The following is a 14,834-nucleotide window of genomic DNA, read 5'->3' on the forward strand; positions in this document are numbered from 1 at the left end:
ATGTCGGGCAGCGACGGCAGGATGGTTGCCACCGCCTTCTGCGCTGTCGTCTGGTCCCAGTCGCCGGTCACCGAACCGACGATCTTGAACTCGGGATGGGCGGCGACACCTTCGAGGATGCCGGCATGGATGGCATCGTCGATCGAGGTCCCGGCAAGGCCACGGATTTCCAGCAGATTGCCGCCCTTGGGCTGGAACTTGGCCATCTGCTCGATTTCCTGCTTGCCCATGTCCTTGAAGTCTACGACGACACGGTAGGCGCAAGGTTCGGTCACGGTGCCGTCGAAGGAGACGACGACGATGCCGGCATCGCAGGCCTGTTTGATGGCGCCGTTGAGCGCATCCGGCGAGGCCGCGTTGATGACGATCGCGTCATAGCCCTGCAGGATCAGGTTCTGCACCTGCGCCGCCTGTGTCGGCACCTCCTTGTCGGCGGTGGTGAAGATGTCGGCCGCGCCGACGATCTTGTCGGCGACCGCCTTCTTGGTGACAATGCCATAGCTGTCGAGCATCGCCTGCCGCCAGGAATTGCCGGCATAATTGTTGGAAAAAGCGATCTTCTTGCCACTGGTGTCGGCCAGCGCCGTGCCCGAGGCGAGCATTGCCGCCAGAGCGCCCAGAACGAACAGTTTCTTCATGTCGTTATCCTCCCAGATGTGTTGACTGCTGCATTCCCACCGGCTTTGACCCCGGCCTCACTCCCAACTCTGATTTGAGCACGGATTGTCGCGAGCTCAAAACAGTCTCAATCCCGGCACGCGCACCCTGAGCCGGTACAGCGACGTCGACGCGGTGATGTAGAGGCTTTGCAGATCGTCGTCACCGAAGGTGAAATTCGCGCAATCCTCGGGCGTCCGGATGACGCCAAGAATGGCGCCCGAGGCGTCGAAAATGTGGATGCCGCCGGGTCCGGTGCAGTAAAGATTGCCGCGGCTGTCGATCTTCATGCCGTCGGGCGCCCCCGGCCCCTCGCCCTCGGTCACTGCCCACACCGCGCCGCCATCGAGGTCGCCATTGGCTTCGACGCCGAACACCCTGATATGCCCGCGTTCGGTGTCGTTGATGAACAGCCGCGACTCGTCCAGCGAAAAGCACAGCCCGTTCGGCTGCCCGAAATCGTCAGCCAGCAATGTCAGCCGGGCGCCATCGCCATCGATGCGATAGACGCCCTGGAACGGCAGGTCCTGTGGCCGTGGCACGCCATAGAATTCCCTCCGGCCATAGCCCGGATCGGTGAAATAGATCGATCCGCCGGTGGCAACGACGATGTCGTTCGGGCTGTTGAGCTGCTTGCCCTGATGGTGCGTGGCAAGCACCGTCGCGCTGCCGTTGGGTTCGGCGCGGGTCACCCGGCTCGTTGCGTGCTCGCAGGTGACCAGCCGCCCCTGGCGGTCCAGCGTGTTGCCATTGGCCTTGTGGCTCGGCGCGCGGAACAGCTCGATCTCGCCTTCGGCACTGCGGCGATAGATCCGGCTTTCCGGAATGTCGGAGAAGACCAGCCATTTCTCGTAGGGGTGCCAGACCGGCCCTTCGAGGAAGCCGAAGCCGCTCGCCAGGGTCTCAATGGTCGCATCGCCGACGACGTCGTCGAAGCCGGAATGGCGCGCACGCGCCGACACCGACATCATCGGCTCCCGGCGCGAACAGCCGTGCTACTCCGCATGGTGACAAATGGCATGAGCGCTTCCCGATATAGGCTTCTTGTTGGGGCAGAGCGTAGGCGCGGTACCGACGAGCCGATACGGGTCAAAGCGCACGGCCGACTGTGCGTTTGCACAGTCGGCCGTGCCTATCGAGCACGGGATAGCGACGACGTCAGATCAGGGCCGGCGACCACTCCGCAAAAGCGCGGTCAAGGTTGCGCTCGCGCACGCCACAGCCACGAGCACGACCACGCCTGCAGCGTTGGACTCCTGTTGTGTTCGAGCCGAGTCGTGCTGCGCGGGTAAAGGGCTGTGAACCAAGGTTTTCAGATCGGACCGGCTGCCGTGCCGAACGGAATAGGCGCGCGTGAACTCGGCACCGAGGAGGAAAATTTCCGACGAGTAGTAAACCCAGAGCAGTATGACGAGCAGGCCGCCGGCGGCGCCATACGAAGACGCAACCGCGCTGGTGCCGATATACCAGCCGATAAGCGATTTCCCCAGTGTGAACAGGGCCGCGGTCCCGATAGCGCCAATTGCCACATCGCGCCATTCCAGGGTTCGATCGGGTAGAACCTTGTAGATGGCGGCAAACATCACCGAGATAAGTGCAAACGAAACGACGCCATTGATCCCGCTGAGTATGATCGTTCCGAACGGCAGATAGGCGTTGATGAAATCGCCCAGTGCCGAAATCGCAGTGCTTGCGATGAGAGAGACCAGCAACAGGAACCCGAGTGCGGCCACCAACCCCAGACTGGCGGCCCGCGCCCGCACCAGACGCGACAGGGAATTGCCTTGCGGTTCGATCTTCCAGATCGTGTTCAACGATTGCTGCATTTCGCCGAAGACACCAGACGCGGCCACCAGCAAGGTGACCAGCCCTATGATCGCGGCCCAGGTGCCGTACAGACTGTCGGATGCACTTTCCAGCGCAGTCTTCAGGAGATCGGCGCTTTCCGGTCCCATCAGCCCTGATATCTGCGCGGACAAGGCCAATTGTGCGGCATCGTGGCCGAAGACGAGACCAGCAATCGCAACCACGATCAGCAAGATCGGCGCCAGCGAGGTGGTGGCATAGAAAGCCATCGCAGCACCATGGCTAAGCGCATTGTCGTTGATGAAGCCGACTATGCTTTCACGCACCAGATGCCATGAATCTGTGATTGAGGGTCGCACTTCGGGTCCGCAGGCATTGAGTTGGCGTTCACTAGCAATGCGCCTGACCTTCCGAAGTTCCGGGGCGTGGCCGCCGCTGTTCAGTGCTCCGCCAGCCAGGCATCGAGCCGGTCCTGTTCGCGGCGCAGTGCGTCGATGTTGATCAGGCCACGCGCCATGGCGAGATAGATCGCCCGCGTCCGCGAGTTGAACACGGAAGCATCGCCGGCGCCGTCGTCCGCCGGCACGATGCCGAGCTTGTCATAGACATGCTTGATGCGGCTCTGCGCACCACGGATCGACAGGCCGCGCCGCGCCGCGATCGCCCGGTCGGTCAGGCCGAGCGCGATGTCGATCAGGCTCTCATATTCGCCGTCGGTGATGCCCTCGAACTTGTCCTGCACGCGGTGCTGGATGCCGCGGATCTCGCGGTCGATGATGCAGTGGCCTTCGCGGAAAACCCCGCGCAGCGCGGACCGCATGCCCTCCTCCGTCGCCGATTTGAGCACATAGCCGTAGACCGAACCGGGCGGCACGATGCGTGCCACGCCGCGCACATAGGCTTCGTCGGCGAAATTCGACCAGAACAGGATGTGCGTGCCGGCGCGGCGGTTCCAGATCGCCTTGGCAACTTCGATTCCCGTCGCCTTCGGCATCTGCAAATCGAGCACGACATGCAGTGGCTCGCGTTGGGCCGCCAGGTTGATGGCGTCCTCGCCGTCGCTCGCCTCGATCACCTCGACGTCGCCGGGCCACAGCTGCTCCACCGTCCGCCGCGCGAAGCTACGGTGCAGCCCGTCATTCTCGGCGATCATCACAAGCATCACATGGCCTCCGATACGGCGAACTCGCCAGGCACCGCTGCCGCCGCCAATTCTCGCGACGGCTGGCGGTCGATCTCGACGACGACACGGGTGCCGCCGTTCTTGCGGCCGGCCTGGCCGATGCGCAGCCGCGCCCCAATAAGGGCTGCCCGCGTGTGCATATGGCCGATGCCGCCATACGCAGCCGGGTCGACGGTGCCGCAGCCCTGGCCGTCATCCGTCACGATCACCCGCAGCACGCTTGCGGTCGACGCCAGCAGCACGTCGATGCGGTGCGGCGCGGCATGGCGAACGGCATTGTTGATCGCTTCCTGCACGATCCGGTAGAGCGCGGTCCGCACTGGCTCCGGCAAACTGTCGGCGCCGCCGTCGCTGGTGTCGGCGATGCGCACGGCGATCGGCGGCTTGGCCTTGCTGACACTGCGGTTGAGATGCGCTTCGACCGCATCGCGCAGGCCGAACAGTTCGAGCACGCTCGGCCGCATGGCGTCGACGATGTGGCGCAGTTCCGTCAGACAGCCGGCGACCTCCTGCTCGAGGTCGGCAAGCTGCGCGGCCCGCGCCACGCCCTGGCCGCGCAAGGCCGAAAGCTGGCGCGCGATGCGGGCGAGATCGGCAAGCGTCTGGTCGTGCAGGTCCATGGCCATGCGGCGGCGTTCACGCTCCATGCCCTCGGTCAATTGCGAGGCGCCTACGCGCAGCAGTTCGACGCGGTTGCGCGCCTCGCTCTCGGCCAGCATGGCGCGGCGCGCCTCCTCGGTCTGGATCAGCGCGAAGATATAGGGCGCGATCAGATCGGCGCATTGCTGGGCGACCGCGACATCGGCAAGCGTGTAGCAGCCGATTTCGTGCCGACTGATGTTGAGCGCGCCGATGACGCTACCGCGCGCCCTGAGCGGCACGATGATGCGGCTGCGCAGCTTGGCCGCGAAAATCGGCTCGTCGAAAGCGCCGGCAAAATGAAAACGGTCGTCGACAAGCGCGTTGTCCGACAACAGGTAAGGCGTCTTGCCCCACAACACGAAGCGAATCGGACTGCCTTCCACCGGATGCTGGGCGAGCTCGCTCCAACTGGTGTGGAAACCGGCTTCGTAGCAGGCATGCATGCGCCCATCGTGAGACAGCACAGCCAGATCGATATGGTCGTGCGGGATGAGCGTGCCGATCTCGATGGCGGTCGCGCGGAACGCCGTGCCGGGATCGATATGGCCGGCAAGCGCCCGCGATATCGCCAGCAGCCGGTCGATCAGGACCAGGGACACTTCCGCCATTGCTTTCACGATCCTCCCGTGCCGCGAAATAGTGGACGCATGCCGCCGCCGCTGTCAACGACGGCGCCGTTGACTATAGGAATTTTTTCTTGACTCGGTGACCTCAGCTATGGTACATTTTTGTCCATGGTGCTGATTTGCGCCAGTGACCCGCCGCACAGGCGGGTTGTTCGCTTGATGCTCCGTCAGCCAATGGCGGGCGAAGGCTCCGAAGAAACCCGTCAGCCCGAGTTCGTTGCCCTGCCGTTGGACCGGCCGATCAACTTGCGGTGCAATGATTGTAAAGGGTTCGCGTCCTGGTCTAGGGAGGAGGCCAGGAGAGCGAAACAGAATGCCAGTGACGCAAAACGTTGCTCCGGGCGCCCCGGGGATCCCGGCGCGCTGGACATCAAGCGCCAAGAGTGGCGTCGGAACGTCGCTTTCGCCGGCCGGCCGGATCTGGTTTACGATCAGCCACGGCATCCTCAACGAAGTCTACTATCCGCGCGTCGACAGCGCCTGCACCCGCGACCTCGGCTTGATCGTCACCGGTCCCGGCGGCTATTTTTCGGAAGAGAAACGCGATGCCGGGCATACGATCGAACCGTTCGAGGACGGCGTGCCCGCCTACAGGCTGGTCAATACGGCGAATGACGGCGCTTGGCGGATCGAAAAGCGTATCCTCGCCGACCCGGAGCGCCCGGCGCTGCTGCAGGAAATCACCTTCACGGCGCTGAAAGGGGTGCCCGGTGACTACCGCGTCTACGCGCTTCTGGCGCCGCATCTGGTCAATGCCGGCATGGGCAACACCGCCTGGGTCGGCGAGCACGAGGGAAAGCCCATGCTGTTCGCCTCGGGGCGCGGCTCTTGCCTGGCGCTGGCCTCGTCGCTGCCCTGGCGAACCGGTTCGGCCGGCTATGTCGGCTTTTCCGACGGTTGGCAGCAACTCCACAATACAGGTGAGCTCGACGCTGCATACCAGCGGGCCGAGGACGGCAATGTTGCGCTGACGGGCGAGATCGGCTTTTCCGCGACCAGGACCAAGGCTTTGCTGGCGCTGGGATTTGGCGCGACGCCTGAGGAGGCCGCGGAACATGCTTTCGCCAGCCTGAAGCAGGGTTTTGAACCCGCGGCGAACTCCTATCTTCAGAACTGGCGCAATTGGCAAAAGGGCTTGCTGCCGCTGGACGACCGGCACGCGGTGCCCGGGATCAACTTCTATCGCACCAGCACCGCGGTACTGGCGACGCACCGGTCGATCGCGACACCAGGCGCCGCGGTCGCCAGCCTGTCGATCCCGTGGGGCTTCAACAAGGGTGACGACGACCTCGGCGGCTACCATCTGGTCTGGCCGCGCGATCTGGTCGAGACGGCGGGCGGCTTTCTTGCTGCCGGCGATGCTGCCTCGGCCCTGCAAATCCTCGATTACCTCAGCTCCATCCAGCAGCCGGACGGCCATTGGCCGCAGAACGCCTGGCTCGACGGATCGGCCTATTGGCCCGGCATCCAGATGGACGAATGCGCCTTTCCGCTGCTGCTGGCCGACGCTTTGCGCCGCGCCGGCCATTTGCCCCGCGCCAGGCTCATGACCTTCCTGCCGATGATCGAGCGCGCCGCCGGCTATGTCGTGCGCAACGGGCCCGTCACCGGCGAGGACCGCTGGGAAGAGGATGCCGGCTACAGCCCGTTCACGCTCGCCGTCGAAATCGCCGCACTGCTTGCCGCGGCAGACCTGCTCGACGCCTGCGGCAAGACAGACGCCGCGACGTATCTGCGCGAGACATCAGACGTCTGGAACGACCAGGTCGAGCGCTGGACCTACGTCACCGGCACGGCGATCTGCAGTCAAGTCGGCGTCGAAGGCTACTATGTCCGCATAGCACCACCCGACAGCGCCGAGGCCGGTTCGCCGAAGGACGGCTATGTCCCGATCAAGAACCGGCCGCCTGGCGACACCGACCGGCCGCCCGAGGAAATCGTCAGCCCGGATGCACTGGCACTTGTCCGCTTCGGTCTGCGGGCGGCTGACGATCCGCGCATGACAGACACGGTCAAGGTCATCGACGCGCAATTGCGCTGCGATCTGCCGCAAGGGCCGCTCTGGTACCGCTACAATGGTGACGGCTATGGCGAGCACGAAGACGGCGCGCCTTTCGATGGCACCGGCCAGGGTCGCCCCTGGCCGCTGCTGGCCGGCGAACGCGCCCACTATGAGCTGGCGGCTGGGCGCAGGGAAAAGGCAGCCAGCCTGCTGGCAGCGCTGGAAGGCTCGGCCGGACCGGGCGGCCTGTTGCCGGAGCAGGTCTGGGACGGCGCCGATCTGCCGGAACGCGAACTGCTGCACGGCCGACCCTCGGGCAGCGCCATGCCGCTGGTCTGGGCGCATTCGGAGCATATCAAGCTGCTGCGCTCGCTGCGCGACGGCGCGGTCTTCGACATGCCGCCGCAAGGCGTCAAGCGCTATATCGAGGACAAGACCGTATCCTCGTTCAGGACCTGGCGGTTCAACAACAAGATCCGCACCATGCCGGAGGGCAAGACGTTGCGCGTCGAATTGTTGGACCCGGCTACAGTTCACTGGAGCACCGACAACTGGGCGACCGCCCATGACAGCCAGACGGTGGAGAACGCCTTCGGCATCCATCTTGCCGATCTGCCCGCGGCAAGCCTCCCCGAGGGAAGCACGCTGCTCTTCACTTTTTTCTGGCCCGGGACCGGCGATTGGGAGAATGTCGACTTCTCCGTCATATCGGGCGACCAAGATGGCCAGTAGATCACAGCCAGTAGACCTTCCCTCGATAACCCCGCAAATCTCGTAGAAAACAGGGACGAAACCATGCAGATCGGAATGATGGGACTGGGCCGGATGGGCGCCAACATGGTCCGGCGCCTGATGCGCGACGGCCACGAATGCGTCGTCTACGACATCAACCCGGCCAGCGTCGCCGCCCTGGTGACCGACGGCGCGTCAGGGGCGGCCTCGCTGGAAGAATTCGTCGGCAAGCTGGCCAAGCCGCGCTGCGTGTGGCTGATGCTGCCGGCGGCGATCACCGGCAGGATCATCGATCAGGTGGCGGCCCTGATGGAGCCCGGCGACATCGTTATCGACGGCGGCAATTCCTACTACCACGACGCCGTCGACCAGGCCGCGAAACTGGCCGGCAAGGGTATCCATCTTGTCGATGTCGGCACCAGCGGCGGCGTCTGGGGCCTGGAGCGTGGCTACTGCCTGATGATCGGCGGCCCCGACGTGGCGGTGCAGCACCTCGATTCGATCTTCGCCACGCTGGCACCGGGCGCCGACGTCGGCGCCAATCCGCCTGGGGATGCCGGCACCGCGCCCTTTGGCTATCTGCATTGCGGACCGAGCGGTGCCGGCCACTTCGTCAAGATGGTGCACAACGGCATCGAATATGGCGTCATGGCCGCCTATGCCGAAGGCATGAACATCCTGAAGTCGGCCAATGCCGGCAAGCGGCAACGGACGGCGGACGCCGAGACCAGTCCGCTGGAAAACCCGCAATACTACCAGTTCGACATCGACCTTCCGCAGGTGGCCGAGGTCTGGCGGCATGGCAGCGTTATCGGCTCCTGGCTGCTCGACTTGACGGCCGGCGCCTTGAAAAGCGATCCGGGCCTGGTGAATTTCGGCGGCCGCGTTTCGGATTCCGGCGAAGGGCGCTGGACGCTGAAGGCGGCGATCGACACCGGCGTGCCGGCTCCGGTGCTGTCCTCGGCGCTGTTCGACCGCTTCTCCTCGCAGGGCGAATCCGAATTCGCCGACAAGCTGCTCTCCGCCATGCGCTATGCCTTTGGCGGCCATGTCGAGAAGCCGAAGGCCGGCAAGTGACGACACGGGGGGAGACACGCGCATGAGCCAGGAACGGTCCGACACGCTGGTGCTCTTCGGGGCAACCGGCGATCTCGCCCACAAGAAGATATTTCCAGCCCTTTACCAGATGGTCGCCAAGGGCACGCTCACCGAACCGGTGATCGGCGTCGCCTTCGATGCCTGGGACCTCAAGCAATTGCAGGCGCGCGCGCGTGACGGCATCGTCAATGCGCTCGGCAAGATCGACGAGAAAGCGTTCGCCAAATTCGCCTCGCTGCTGCGCTACGTCAGCGGCGACTACCGTGACGGAGCGACGTTCGAGAAACTGAAAAACGCCCTCGGCACCGCGCAGCGGCCGCTGCATTACATGGCGGTGCCGCCGACCATGTTCGAGACCGTCGTCCAGGGGCTGGAGCAATCAGGCACGGCGCATGGCGCGCGGCTGATGGTGGAAAAGCCCTTCGGTCACGATCTGCAATCGGCGCGCTGGCTGAACCGGGTCCTGCATCTGGTGTTCGACGAACAGTCGATCTTCCGCATCGACCATTACCTGGGCAAGGAAGCGATCCAGAACCTGCTCTATTTCCGCTTCGCCAATTCGCTGCTCGAGCCGATCTGGAACCGCAACTACGTCGAGAGCGTGCAGATCACCATGGCCGAGGATTTCGGCGTCGAGGGACGTGGCCGCTTCTATGACGATGTCGGCTGCATCAGGGACGTCATCGAGAACCATCTGCTCAACATCCTTTTGCTGCTTGCCATGGAGCCGCCTGTCGGCCGTTCCGCCGACGACCTGATCGATGAGAAGGTGCAGGTGCTGCGCGCGATCAGGACGCTGACAAAAGACGATGTCGTGCGTGGCCAGTTCACCGGCTATCTCGCCGAGCCCGGCGTGGCGCCGAACTCGCCCGTCGAGACCTTCGCGGCGGTGCGTTTCTTCGTCGACACCTGGCGCTGGCAGGACGTGCCGTTCTTCATCCGCGCCGGCAAGAACATGCCGGTGCATGTCACCGAAGTGGTGGTGCGGCTGAAGCGGCCGCCGCTCGATGTCTTCGATCCGATCAAGCCCGCCGACCAGAACTACGTCCGCTTCCGCATCGACCCACAGGTGGTGATCGCCATCGGAGCACAGCGCAAGGCGCCGGGCGACGACATGATCGGCGAGCAGGTCGAACTGACGGCGCTCGACGATTCAAAGGGCGACATGCCGCCCTATGAGCGCTTGATCGGCGACGCCATGAACGGCAACGGGCAGTTGTTCACCCGCCAGGACGCCAGCGAACTGGCCTGGCGCATCGTCGGCCCGGTGCTTGGCGACACCACGCCGCCGCATCTCTACGAGCCGCTCACATGGGGACCGGCGGACGTCATGGCCGGGTTCGGGCCGCCCAATGGCTGGATCGATCCGGTGAAGTGAGAGGACCACACGATGGCCAAGGCGGTGAAGCAACCTGCATCGGGCACCGAGAAGCCGGACACTGAAAAGATCGTGCTCACGATCGGCATCGGCGGCTCGCACGTCAAGATCCTCACCAGCGCCGGCGGCGAGGAGCGCCGCGCCGATTCGGGGCCGGGCCTGACGCCGCAGCAGATGATCGACGTGGTCAACAAGCTCGCCGAAGGCCTGTCCTACGACGTCGTCTCGATGGGCTATCCCGGCCCGGTCAATCACAACAGGCCGCTCGCCGACCCCGCCAATCTCGGCAAGGGCTGGGCTGGATTCGACTTTGCGGGCGCGTTCGGCAAACCGGTGAAAGTGGTCAATGATGCGCTGATGCAAGCCATCGGCAGCTACGAGGGCGGGCGCATGCTGTTCCTCGGGCTCGGCACCGGTCTCGGTGCGGCGATGATCGCCGACAACGTCGCCCAACCGATGGAACTCGCGCATTTGCCCTACAAGAAGGGCAGGAGTTTCGAGGATTATGTCGGCGAACGCGGCCTGGAAAAGCGCGGCAAGAAGAAATGGCGCAAATACGTCTTCGACGTCGTCGACCGGCTCCGTGCCGCCATGCAGCCGGACTATGTCGTGATTGGCGGCGGCAACGTCGACAAGCTCGATGAATTGCCCGCCGACTCCAGGCGCGGCGACAACACACGCGCCTTCGAAGGCGGGTTTCGTTTGTGGCGCGACAAAGCGCTGATAGTCTGATACTGTTATTGTTTAATATAGTTGTTCAAAATAACGTGTGACCTGACATCAAGTCGTTGCAATACGCAGATTTGCCGACTAGGAATTCCGCGCTACACCAACGCCATTCGTCCCGTGGACGCACGAAGGACGCCATAGCATTTTGATTTCGCGCATGATCCTTTCCGGAAGTCGAATCCGATTTTCAGGTCATTCGCTGTAGACGGAGAAATAGAGTGACCGACGATAGCAACAGTGCCCGTAAAGACATCGATCTGCTCGAGCTGACCGCTCACATCGTGTCCGCTTACGTCGAGAAGAACCGCTTGCCCGCCTCCGGCCTGGCCGACCTCATCGCCAGCGTCAGCGCCTCGATAAACGCGCTCGGCAAGCCTGCGGTCCCGGTGGCTGCCCCCTTGGTCCCGGCGGTCAACCCCAAGAAGTCGGTGACACCCGATTTCATCATCTGCCTCGAAGACGGCAAGAAGTTCAAATCGCTGAAGCGTCACCTGGGCGTGCATTTCGGCCTGACACCGGACGCCTATCGCGCCAAATGGGGCTTGCCGTCGGACTATCCGATGGTCGCTCCCAACTACGCGGCCTCGCGTTCGCTGCTGGCGAAATCCATCGGCCTCGGCCGCAAGGCTGCCCCCGTGAAGGCACCCGCCAAGGGCAGGAAGGCCAAGGCCTCGGCCTGAACATTCAGTCCTGAGCCAACAGTTAGGACGACTGGAACAGAAGCCTGCCGGCGAATTCGCCTTGGCAGGCTTCATGTTTTTATGGCTTGGATAGGTGGACGGGTTGCTAGAGCAATTCCAGGAAAATTGTGAAACGGTTTTCCGTCCGGAATTGCCTAAAAACAAGGAGTTAGAGCGGGTCGCCGTTTCCGTGAAACGGTGAACTGCTCTAGGGGAGCGAGCCATGAACTACACCAGGATGGTGATCGAGAAAGAAGCGCCGGAAGAATACGGCTATGACCGTATCCGCTACAATCTTTCGGAAAGTTCGATCGCCGACCAGAAGCTCTCCGACATCGGCCTGTCGCTGCCTGATCTCACGCTTTTCTATGGCGAGCATCGCGGCGACAAGCAGTTGCGTGCACTGATCTCGGCGCAGGATGCCGGCATTTCGCCGGATGATGTCCTGGTCACTGCCGGTGCCGCGGGCGCGCTGTTCATCATCTCGACCTCGCTCTTGTCGGCCAATGACCATCTCGTCGTCATCAGGCCCAACTACGCCACCAACATCGAAACCCCAAGGGCGATCGGCTGCGCCATCAGCTTTGTCGACCTGGCCTTCGAGGAAGGCTTCGCCATTGATGTCGAACGCGTCAAGGCGGCGCTGCGGCCGGACACGAAGCTGATCAGCGTCACCTGCCCGCACAACCCGACCGGCACGATGATGAGCCGAACCGAGCTCGATGCGCTGGTTGCGCTTGCCGAAAGCAGCAACTGCCGTCTGCTGGTCGACGAGACCTATCGCGACCTTTCCTACGGCCGGCGGCTGCCGACGGCTGCCTCACTCAGCCCGAAGGCGATCAGCGTCTCGTCATTGTCCAAGGCCTTCGGCATTCCCGGCATCCGCATCGGCTGGCTGATCACCAGGGACGCTGAGCTTCAGGAGAAATTCCTCGCCGCCAAGGAGCAGATCGGCATCTGCGGCAGCGTTATCGACGAAGGCATTGCCCGCGGCATGCTCGAACGCCGGGACGCTTTCCTGGCGACGCTGCTGCCCGAAATGGCGGGGCGCCGCGACATCGTCCAGGCCTGGATCGATCGCGAACCGCTGGTCGACTGGGTGCGGCCCGAAGGCGGCGTGGTCGGCTTCCCGCGCCTCAATGTCGAACCCGGCTTCGACCTCGACCGGTTCTATGTGAACCTGCTGGAAAACCACGGCACCTATGTCGGACCCGGCCACTGGTTCGAGATGGAAAAATGCTTCTTCCGCGTCGGCTTTGGCTGGCCGACGGAAGCCGAATTGCGCGGCGGCCTTGATGCCATCTCCGCCGCGCTGCGGCAGTAAGTTTCCCGTGCCAGCGACCGGTTGATGCTACTGCGTCACAGCGACCGTTCATAGTGGCCAGCGTCTGCGCCGCCCCTCACCTGCCTGCCGGCATCCTCTCCCCGTATAGTGACGGGGAGAGGGGTGCTGTCATCGGCGATTTCGCCAATCTCCAGCGTTGCGGGAGAAATGCCGGCGTCGCCGCCCGCCCCTCTCTCCCCGTCACTATAGGATGTCCGGCAGGACAGTGAGGGGCAGCGCCAACGTCAACGATTGCTCCGTTCGGCCAGAAACTCATGACGCAGTAGCGCTAATGCATCTCGCTCAAAAGTCGCGACGCGCTTTAGGCTGAAAATTCCTTGATCCAGCACTGATTTTGACGCATATCCGCTGCGAACTGAGCTAAAAGTTCCGCCAGCCGGACCAGCGCCCATCGTGGAAGTGCCCCGCCAGCTGATGCCATTCGAACGGGGCCTCTTAAATCATGACAGCAGAACAGATATCGCCGGACCAGCGCTATGCCGCGTTCCGCCACCGCTCCTTCCTGAGCTATTGGGCGGCGCGTTTCCTCACCACATTCGCCACCATGATCGTGTCCGTCGCGGTCGGCTGGCAGATGTACGATTTGACCCGCGACCCGCTCGATCTCGGCCTTGTCGGCATCGTCCAGTTCCTGCCGTCGCTGCTTCTGGTGCTGGTCACCGGCGTCGTCGCTGATCGCTTCGGCCGCCGCCTGATCATGGCGCTGGCGGTCGTGGTGGAGGCGATGTGCGCGCTGGCGCTGCTGTTCCTGACGCTGCGCGGCATCAGCGGGCCGCTGCCGATCTTCTGCGTGCTTGCCATGTTCGGCGTCGCCCGCGCCTTTTTCGGTCCGGCCTCCGCCTCGCTGTTCGCCAATCTGGTGCCGCCTCAGGATTTCGCCAACGCCATCGCCTGGAATTCATCGGCCTGGCAGACGGCGACCATCGTCGGCCCGGTCGCCGGCGGCCTGCTCTACGGCGTGTCGCCGGAAGCGGCCTACGGAACCGCCGCCGTCCTGATGCTCGTGTCCGGGCTGCTGATCTTCACCATTCCGAAGCCGTCGCAGCGGACCGAGTCGGAAAAGCCGACGATGCAGCACCTGCTCGGCGGGTTCAGCTACATCTGGAGCGAGAAGATCGTGCTCGGCGCCATCTCGCTCGATCTGTTCGCCGTGCTCCTGTCCGGCGCCTCGGCGCTGCTGCCGGTCTATGCGCGCGACATCCTCCAGCTCGGCCCCTGGGGCCTCGGCCTGCTGCGCTCGGCGCCCAGCATCGGCGCCATTTGCGTCGCCATCTGGCTGGCCGGGCATCCGCTTCGCAACCACGCGGGCATGATCATGCTGGTCGCCGCCGCCTCGTTCGGCGCCTTCACCGTGCTGTTCGGCCTTTCCACCATCACCTGGCTGTCGATCGTGGCGCTGGTCTTCCTTGGCGCCACCGATATGTTCAGCGTCTACATCAGGGAAACGCTAATTCAGCTGTGGACGCCCGACCATGTGCGCGGCCGCGTCAACGCCGTCAACCAGGTCTTTGTCGGCGCCTCCAACGAGGTCGGCGAATTCCGCGCCGGCACGATGGCCGCGCTGATCGGCACGGTGCCGGCCGTGGTGATCGGCGGCATCGGCGCCATCGCCGTAGCGGGCCTGTGGATGGTGCTGTTCCCGCAACTGCGCAAGGTGCGCCATCTCGACGGACGCAACTGATCTTCCTACGTTTGACAGCCGACATGCCTCGCCCATGCCACAGGAGCTCTCATGATCACTTGCTACCTGAAATATGTCATCGACCCCTACAAGCTTGCCGAGTTCGAAGTTTATGGCCGTCGCTGGATAGCTCTGGTCAACCGCCTCGGCGGAAACCATCACGGCTATTTCCTTCCGAGCGAGGGGGCGAGCAATATCGCTTTTGCCATGTTCAGCTTTCCGAGCCTTGCCGACTACGAGGTCTATCGCAAGCGTATGGCTGCCGACCCGGAATG

At 63.7% G+C, this 14,834-nt stretch carries 13 protein-coding genes; 8 read left to right on the plus strand and 5 right to left on the minus strand.

Features of this window, described 5'->3' with window-relative positions; genetic code table 11:
* The 5 genes from EN964_RS07735 to EN964_RS07755 form a co-directional block, all read right to left on the minus strand.
* Positions 1 to 638, minus strand: a 638-nt coding sequence (locus EN964_RS07735) for a substrate-binding domain-containing protein (RefSeq protein ID WP_164775756.1), incomplete at its 3' end; no start/stop codon positions are given.
* Between the two features lie 96 nt (positions 639 to 734).
* Positions 735 to 1,625 (minus strand): SMP-30/gluconolactonase/LRE family protein, encoded by an 891-nt coding sequence (locus tag EN964_RS07740; RefSeq protein ID WP_127267466.1) that lies wholly within the window; start codon positions 1,623 to 1,625, stop codon positions 735 to 737.
* A gap of 195 nt (positions 1,626 to 1,820) precedes the next feature.
* Complete coding sequence (locus EN964_RS07745; protein ID WP_127267465.1) at positions 1,821 to 2,822, minus strand: YihY/virulence factor BrkB family protein; 1,002 nt, start codon at positions 2,820 to 2,822, stop codon at positions 1,821 to 1,823.
* Positions 2,823 to 2,902: 80 nt separating this feature from the next.
* On the minus strand, positions 2,903 to 3,625 hold the full coding sequence (locus EN964_RS07750) for a response regulator transcription factor (RefSeq protein WP_127267464.1): 723 nt from the start codon (positions 3,623 to 3,625) through the stop codon (positions 2,903 to 2,905).
* Positions 3,625 to 4,896, minus strand: a complete 1,272-nt coding sequence (locus EN964_RS07755) for a histidine kinase (protein ID WP_127267463.1) — start codon at positions 4,894 to 4,896, stop codon at positions 3,625 to 3,627. The genes EN964_RS07750 and EN964_RS07755 overlap by 1 nt, the downstream gene beginning before the upstream one ends.
* A gap of 331 nt (positions 4,897 to 5,227) precedes the next feature.
* Between EN964_RS07755 and EN964_RS07760 the strand changes: the two genes are divergently transcribed.
* The 8 genes from EN964_RS07760 to EN964_RS07800 all read left to right on the plus strand — a co-directional run.
* Positions 5,228 to 7,648, plus strand: coding sequence for a glucan 1,4-alpha-glucosidase (locus EN964_RS07760; RefSeq protein ID WP_127270029.1), 2,421 nt, complete (start codon positions 5,228 to 5,230; stop codon positions 7,646 to 7,648).
* Between the two features lie 63 nt (positions 7,649 to 7,711).
* On the plus strand, positions 7,712 to 8,725 hold the full coding sequence (gene gnd, locus EN964_RS07765; protein ID WP_127267461.1) for a phosphogluconate dehydrogenase (NAD(+)-dependent, decarboxylating): 1,014 nt from the start codon (positions 7,712 to 7,714) through the stop codon (positions 8,723 to 8,725).
* 22 nt (positions 8,726 to 8,747) lie between these two features.
* Positions 8,748 to 10,124 (plus strand): glucose-6-phosphate dehydrogenase, encoded by a 1,377-nt coding sequence (gene zwf, locus EN964_RS07770; protein ID WP_127267460.1) that lies wholly within the window; start codon positions 8,748 to 8,750, stop codon positions 10,122 to 10,124.
* Positions 10,125 to 10,136: 12 nt separating this feature from the next.
* Entirely contained in the window at positions 10,137 to 10,856 is a 720-nt protein-coding gene (locus tag EN964_RS07775; protein WP_127267459.1) for an ROK family protein, read from the plus strand.
* Positions 10,857 to 11,071: 215 nt separating this feature from the next.
* Complete coding sequence (locus EN964_RS07780) at positions 11,072 to 11,533, plus strand: MucR family transcriptional regulator (protein ID WP_127270031.1); 462 nt, start codon at positions 11,072 to 11,074, stop codon at positions 11,531 to 11,533.
* A gap of 223 nt (positions 11,534 to 11,756) precedes the next feature.
* A complete protein-coding gene (locus EN964_RS07785) occupies positions 11,757 to 12,857 on the plus strand; it encodes an aminotransferase class I/II-fold pyridoxal phosphate-dependent enzyme (RefSeq protein WP_127270033.1) in 1,101 nt (366 codons plus the stop codon).
* Positions 12,858 to 13,320: 463 nt separating this feature from the next.
* Positions 13,321 to 14,559: an MFS transporter gene (locus EN964_RS07795; protein ID WP_127268700.1), complete on the plus strand. Its 1,239-nt coding sequence runs from the start codon at positions 13,321 to 13,323 to the stop codon at positions 14,557 to 14,559.
* 51 nt (positions 14,560 to 14,610) lie between these two features.
* On the plus strand, positions 14,611 to 14,834 hold a 224-nt coding region (locus tag EN964_RS07800; protein WP_164775757.1), incomplete at its 3' end, for an NIPSNAP family protein.

This window comes from Mesorhizobium sp. M7A.F.Ca.CA.001.10.2.1, from assembly GCF_003998575.1.
Lineage (GTDB): Bacteria > Pseudomonadota > Alphaproteobacteria > Rhizobiales > Rhizobiaceae > Mesorhizobium.

Coding starts and splice junctions, on each gene's coding strand:
- EN964_RS07755 (WP_127267463.1), bottom strand. CDS start 4,896: ATGGCGGAAGTGTCCCTGGTCCTGATCGACCGGCTGCTGGCGATATCG.
- EN964_RS07760 (WP_127270029.1), top strand. CDS start 5,228: ATGCCAGTGACGCAAAACGTTGCTCCGGGCGCCCCGGGGATCCCGGCG.
- zwf (WP_127267460.1), top strand. CDS start 8,748: ATGAGCCAGGAACGGTCCGACACGCTGGTGCTCTTCGGGGCAACCGGC.
- EN964_RS07795 (WP_127268700.1), top strand. CDS start 13,321: ATGACAGCAGAACAGATATCGCCGGACCAGCGCTATGCCGCGTTCCGC.
- EN964_RS07785 (WP_127270033.1), top strand. CDS start 11,757: ATGAACTACACCAGGATGGTGATCGAGAAAGAAGCGCCGGAAGAATAC.
- EN964_RS07740 (WP_127267466.1), bottom strand. CDS start 1,625: ATGTCGGTGTCGGCGCGTGCGCGCCATTCCGGCTTCGACGACGTCGTC.
- EN964_RS07750 (WP_127267464.1), bottom strand. CDS start 3,625: ATGCTTGTGATGATCGCCGAGAATGACGGGCTGCACCGTAGCTTCGCG.
- EN964_RS07775 (WP_127267459.1), top strand. CDS start 10,137: ATGGCCAAGGCGGTGAAGCAACCTGCATCGGGCACCGAGAAGCCGGAC.
- gnd (WP_127267461.1), top strand. CDS start 7,712: ATGCAGATCGGAATGATGGGACTGGGCCGGATGGGCGCCAACATGGTC.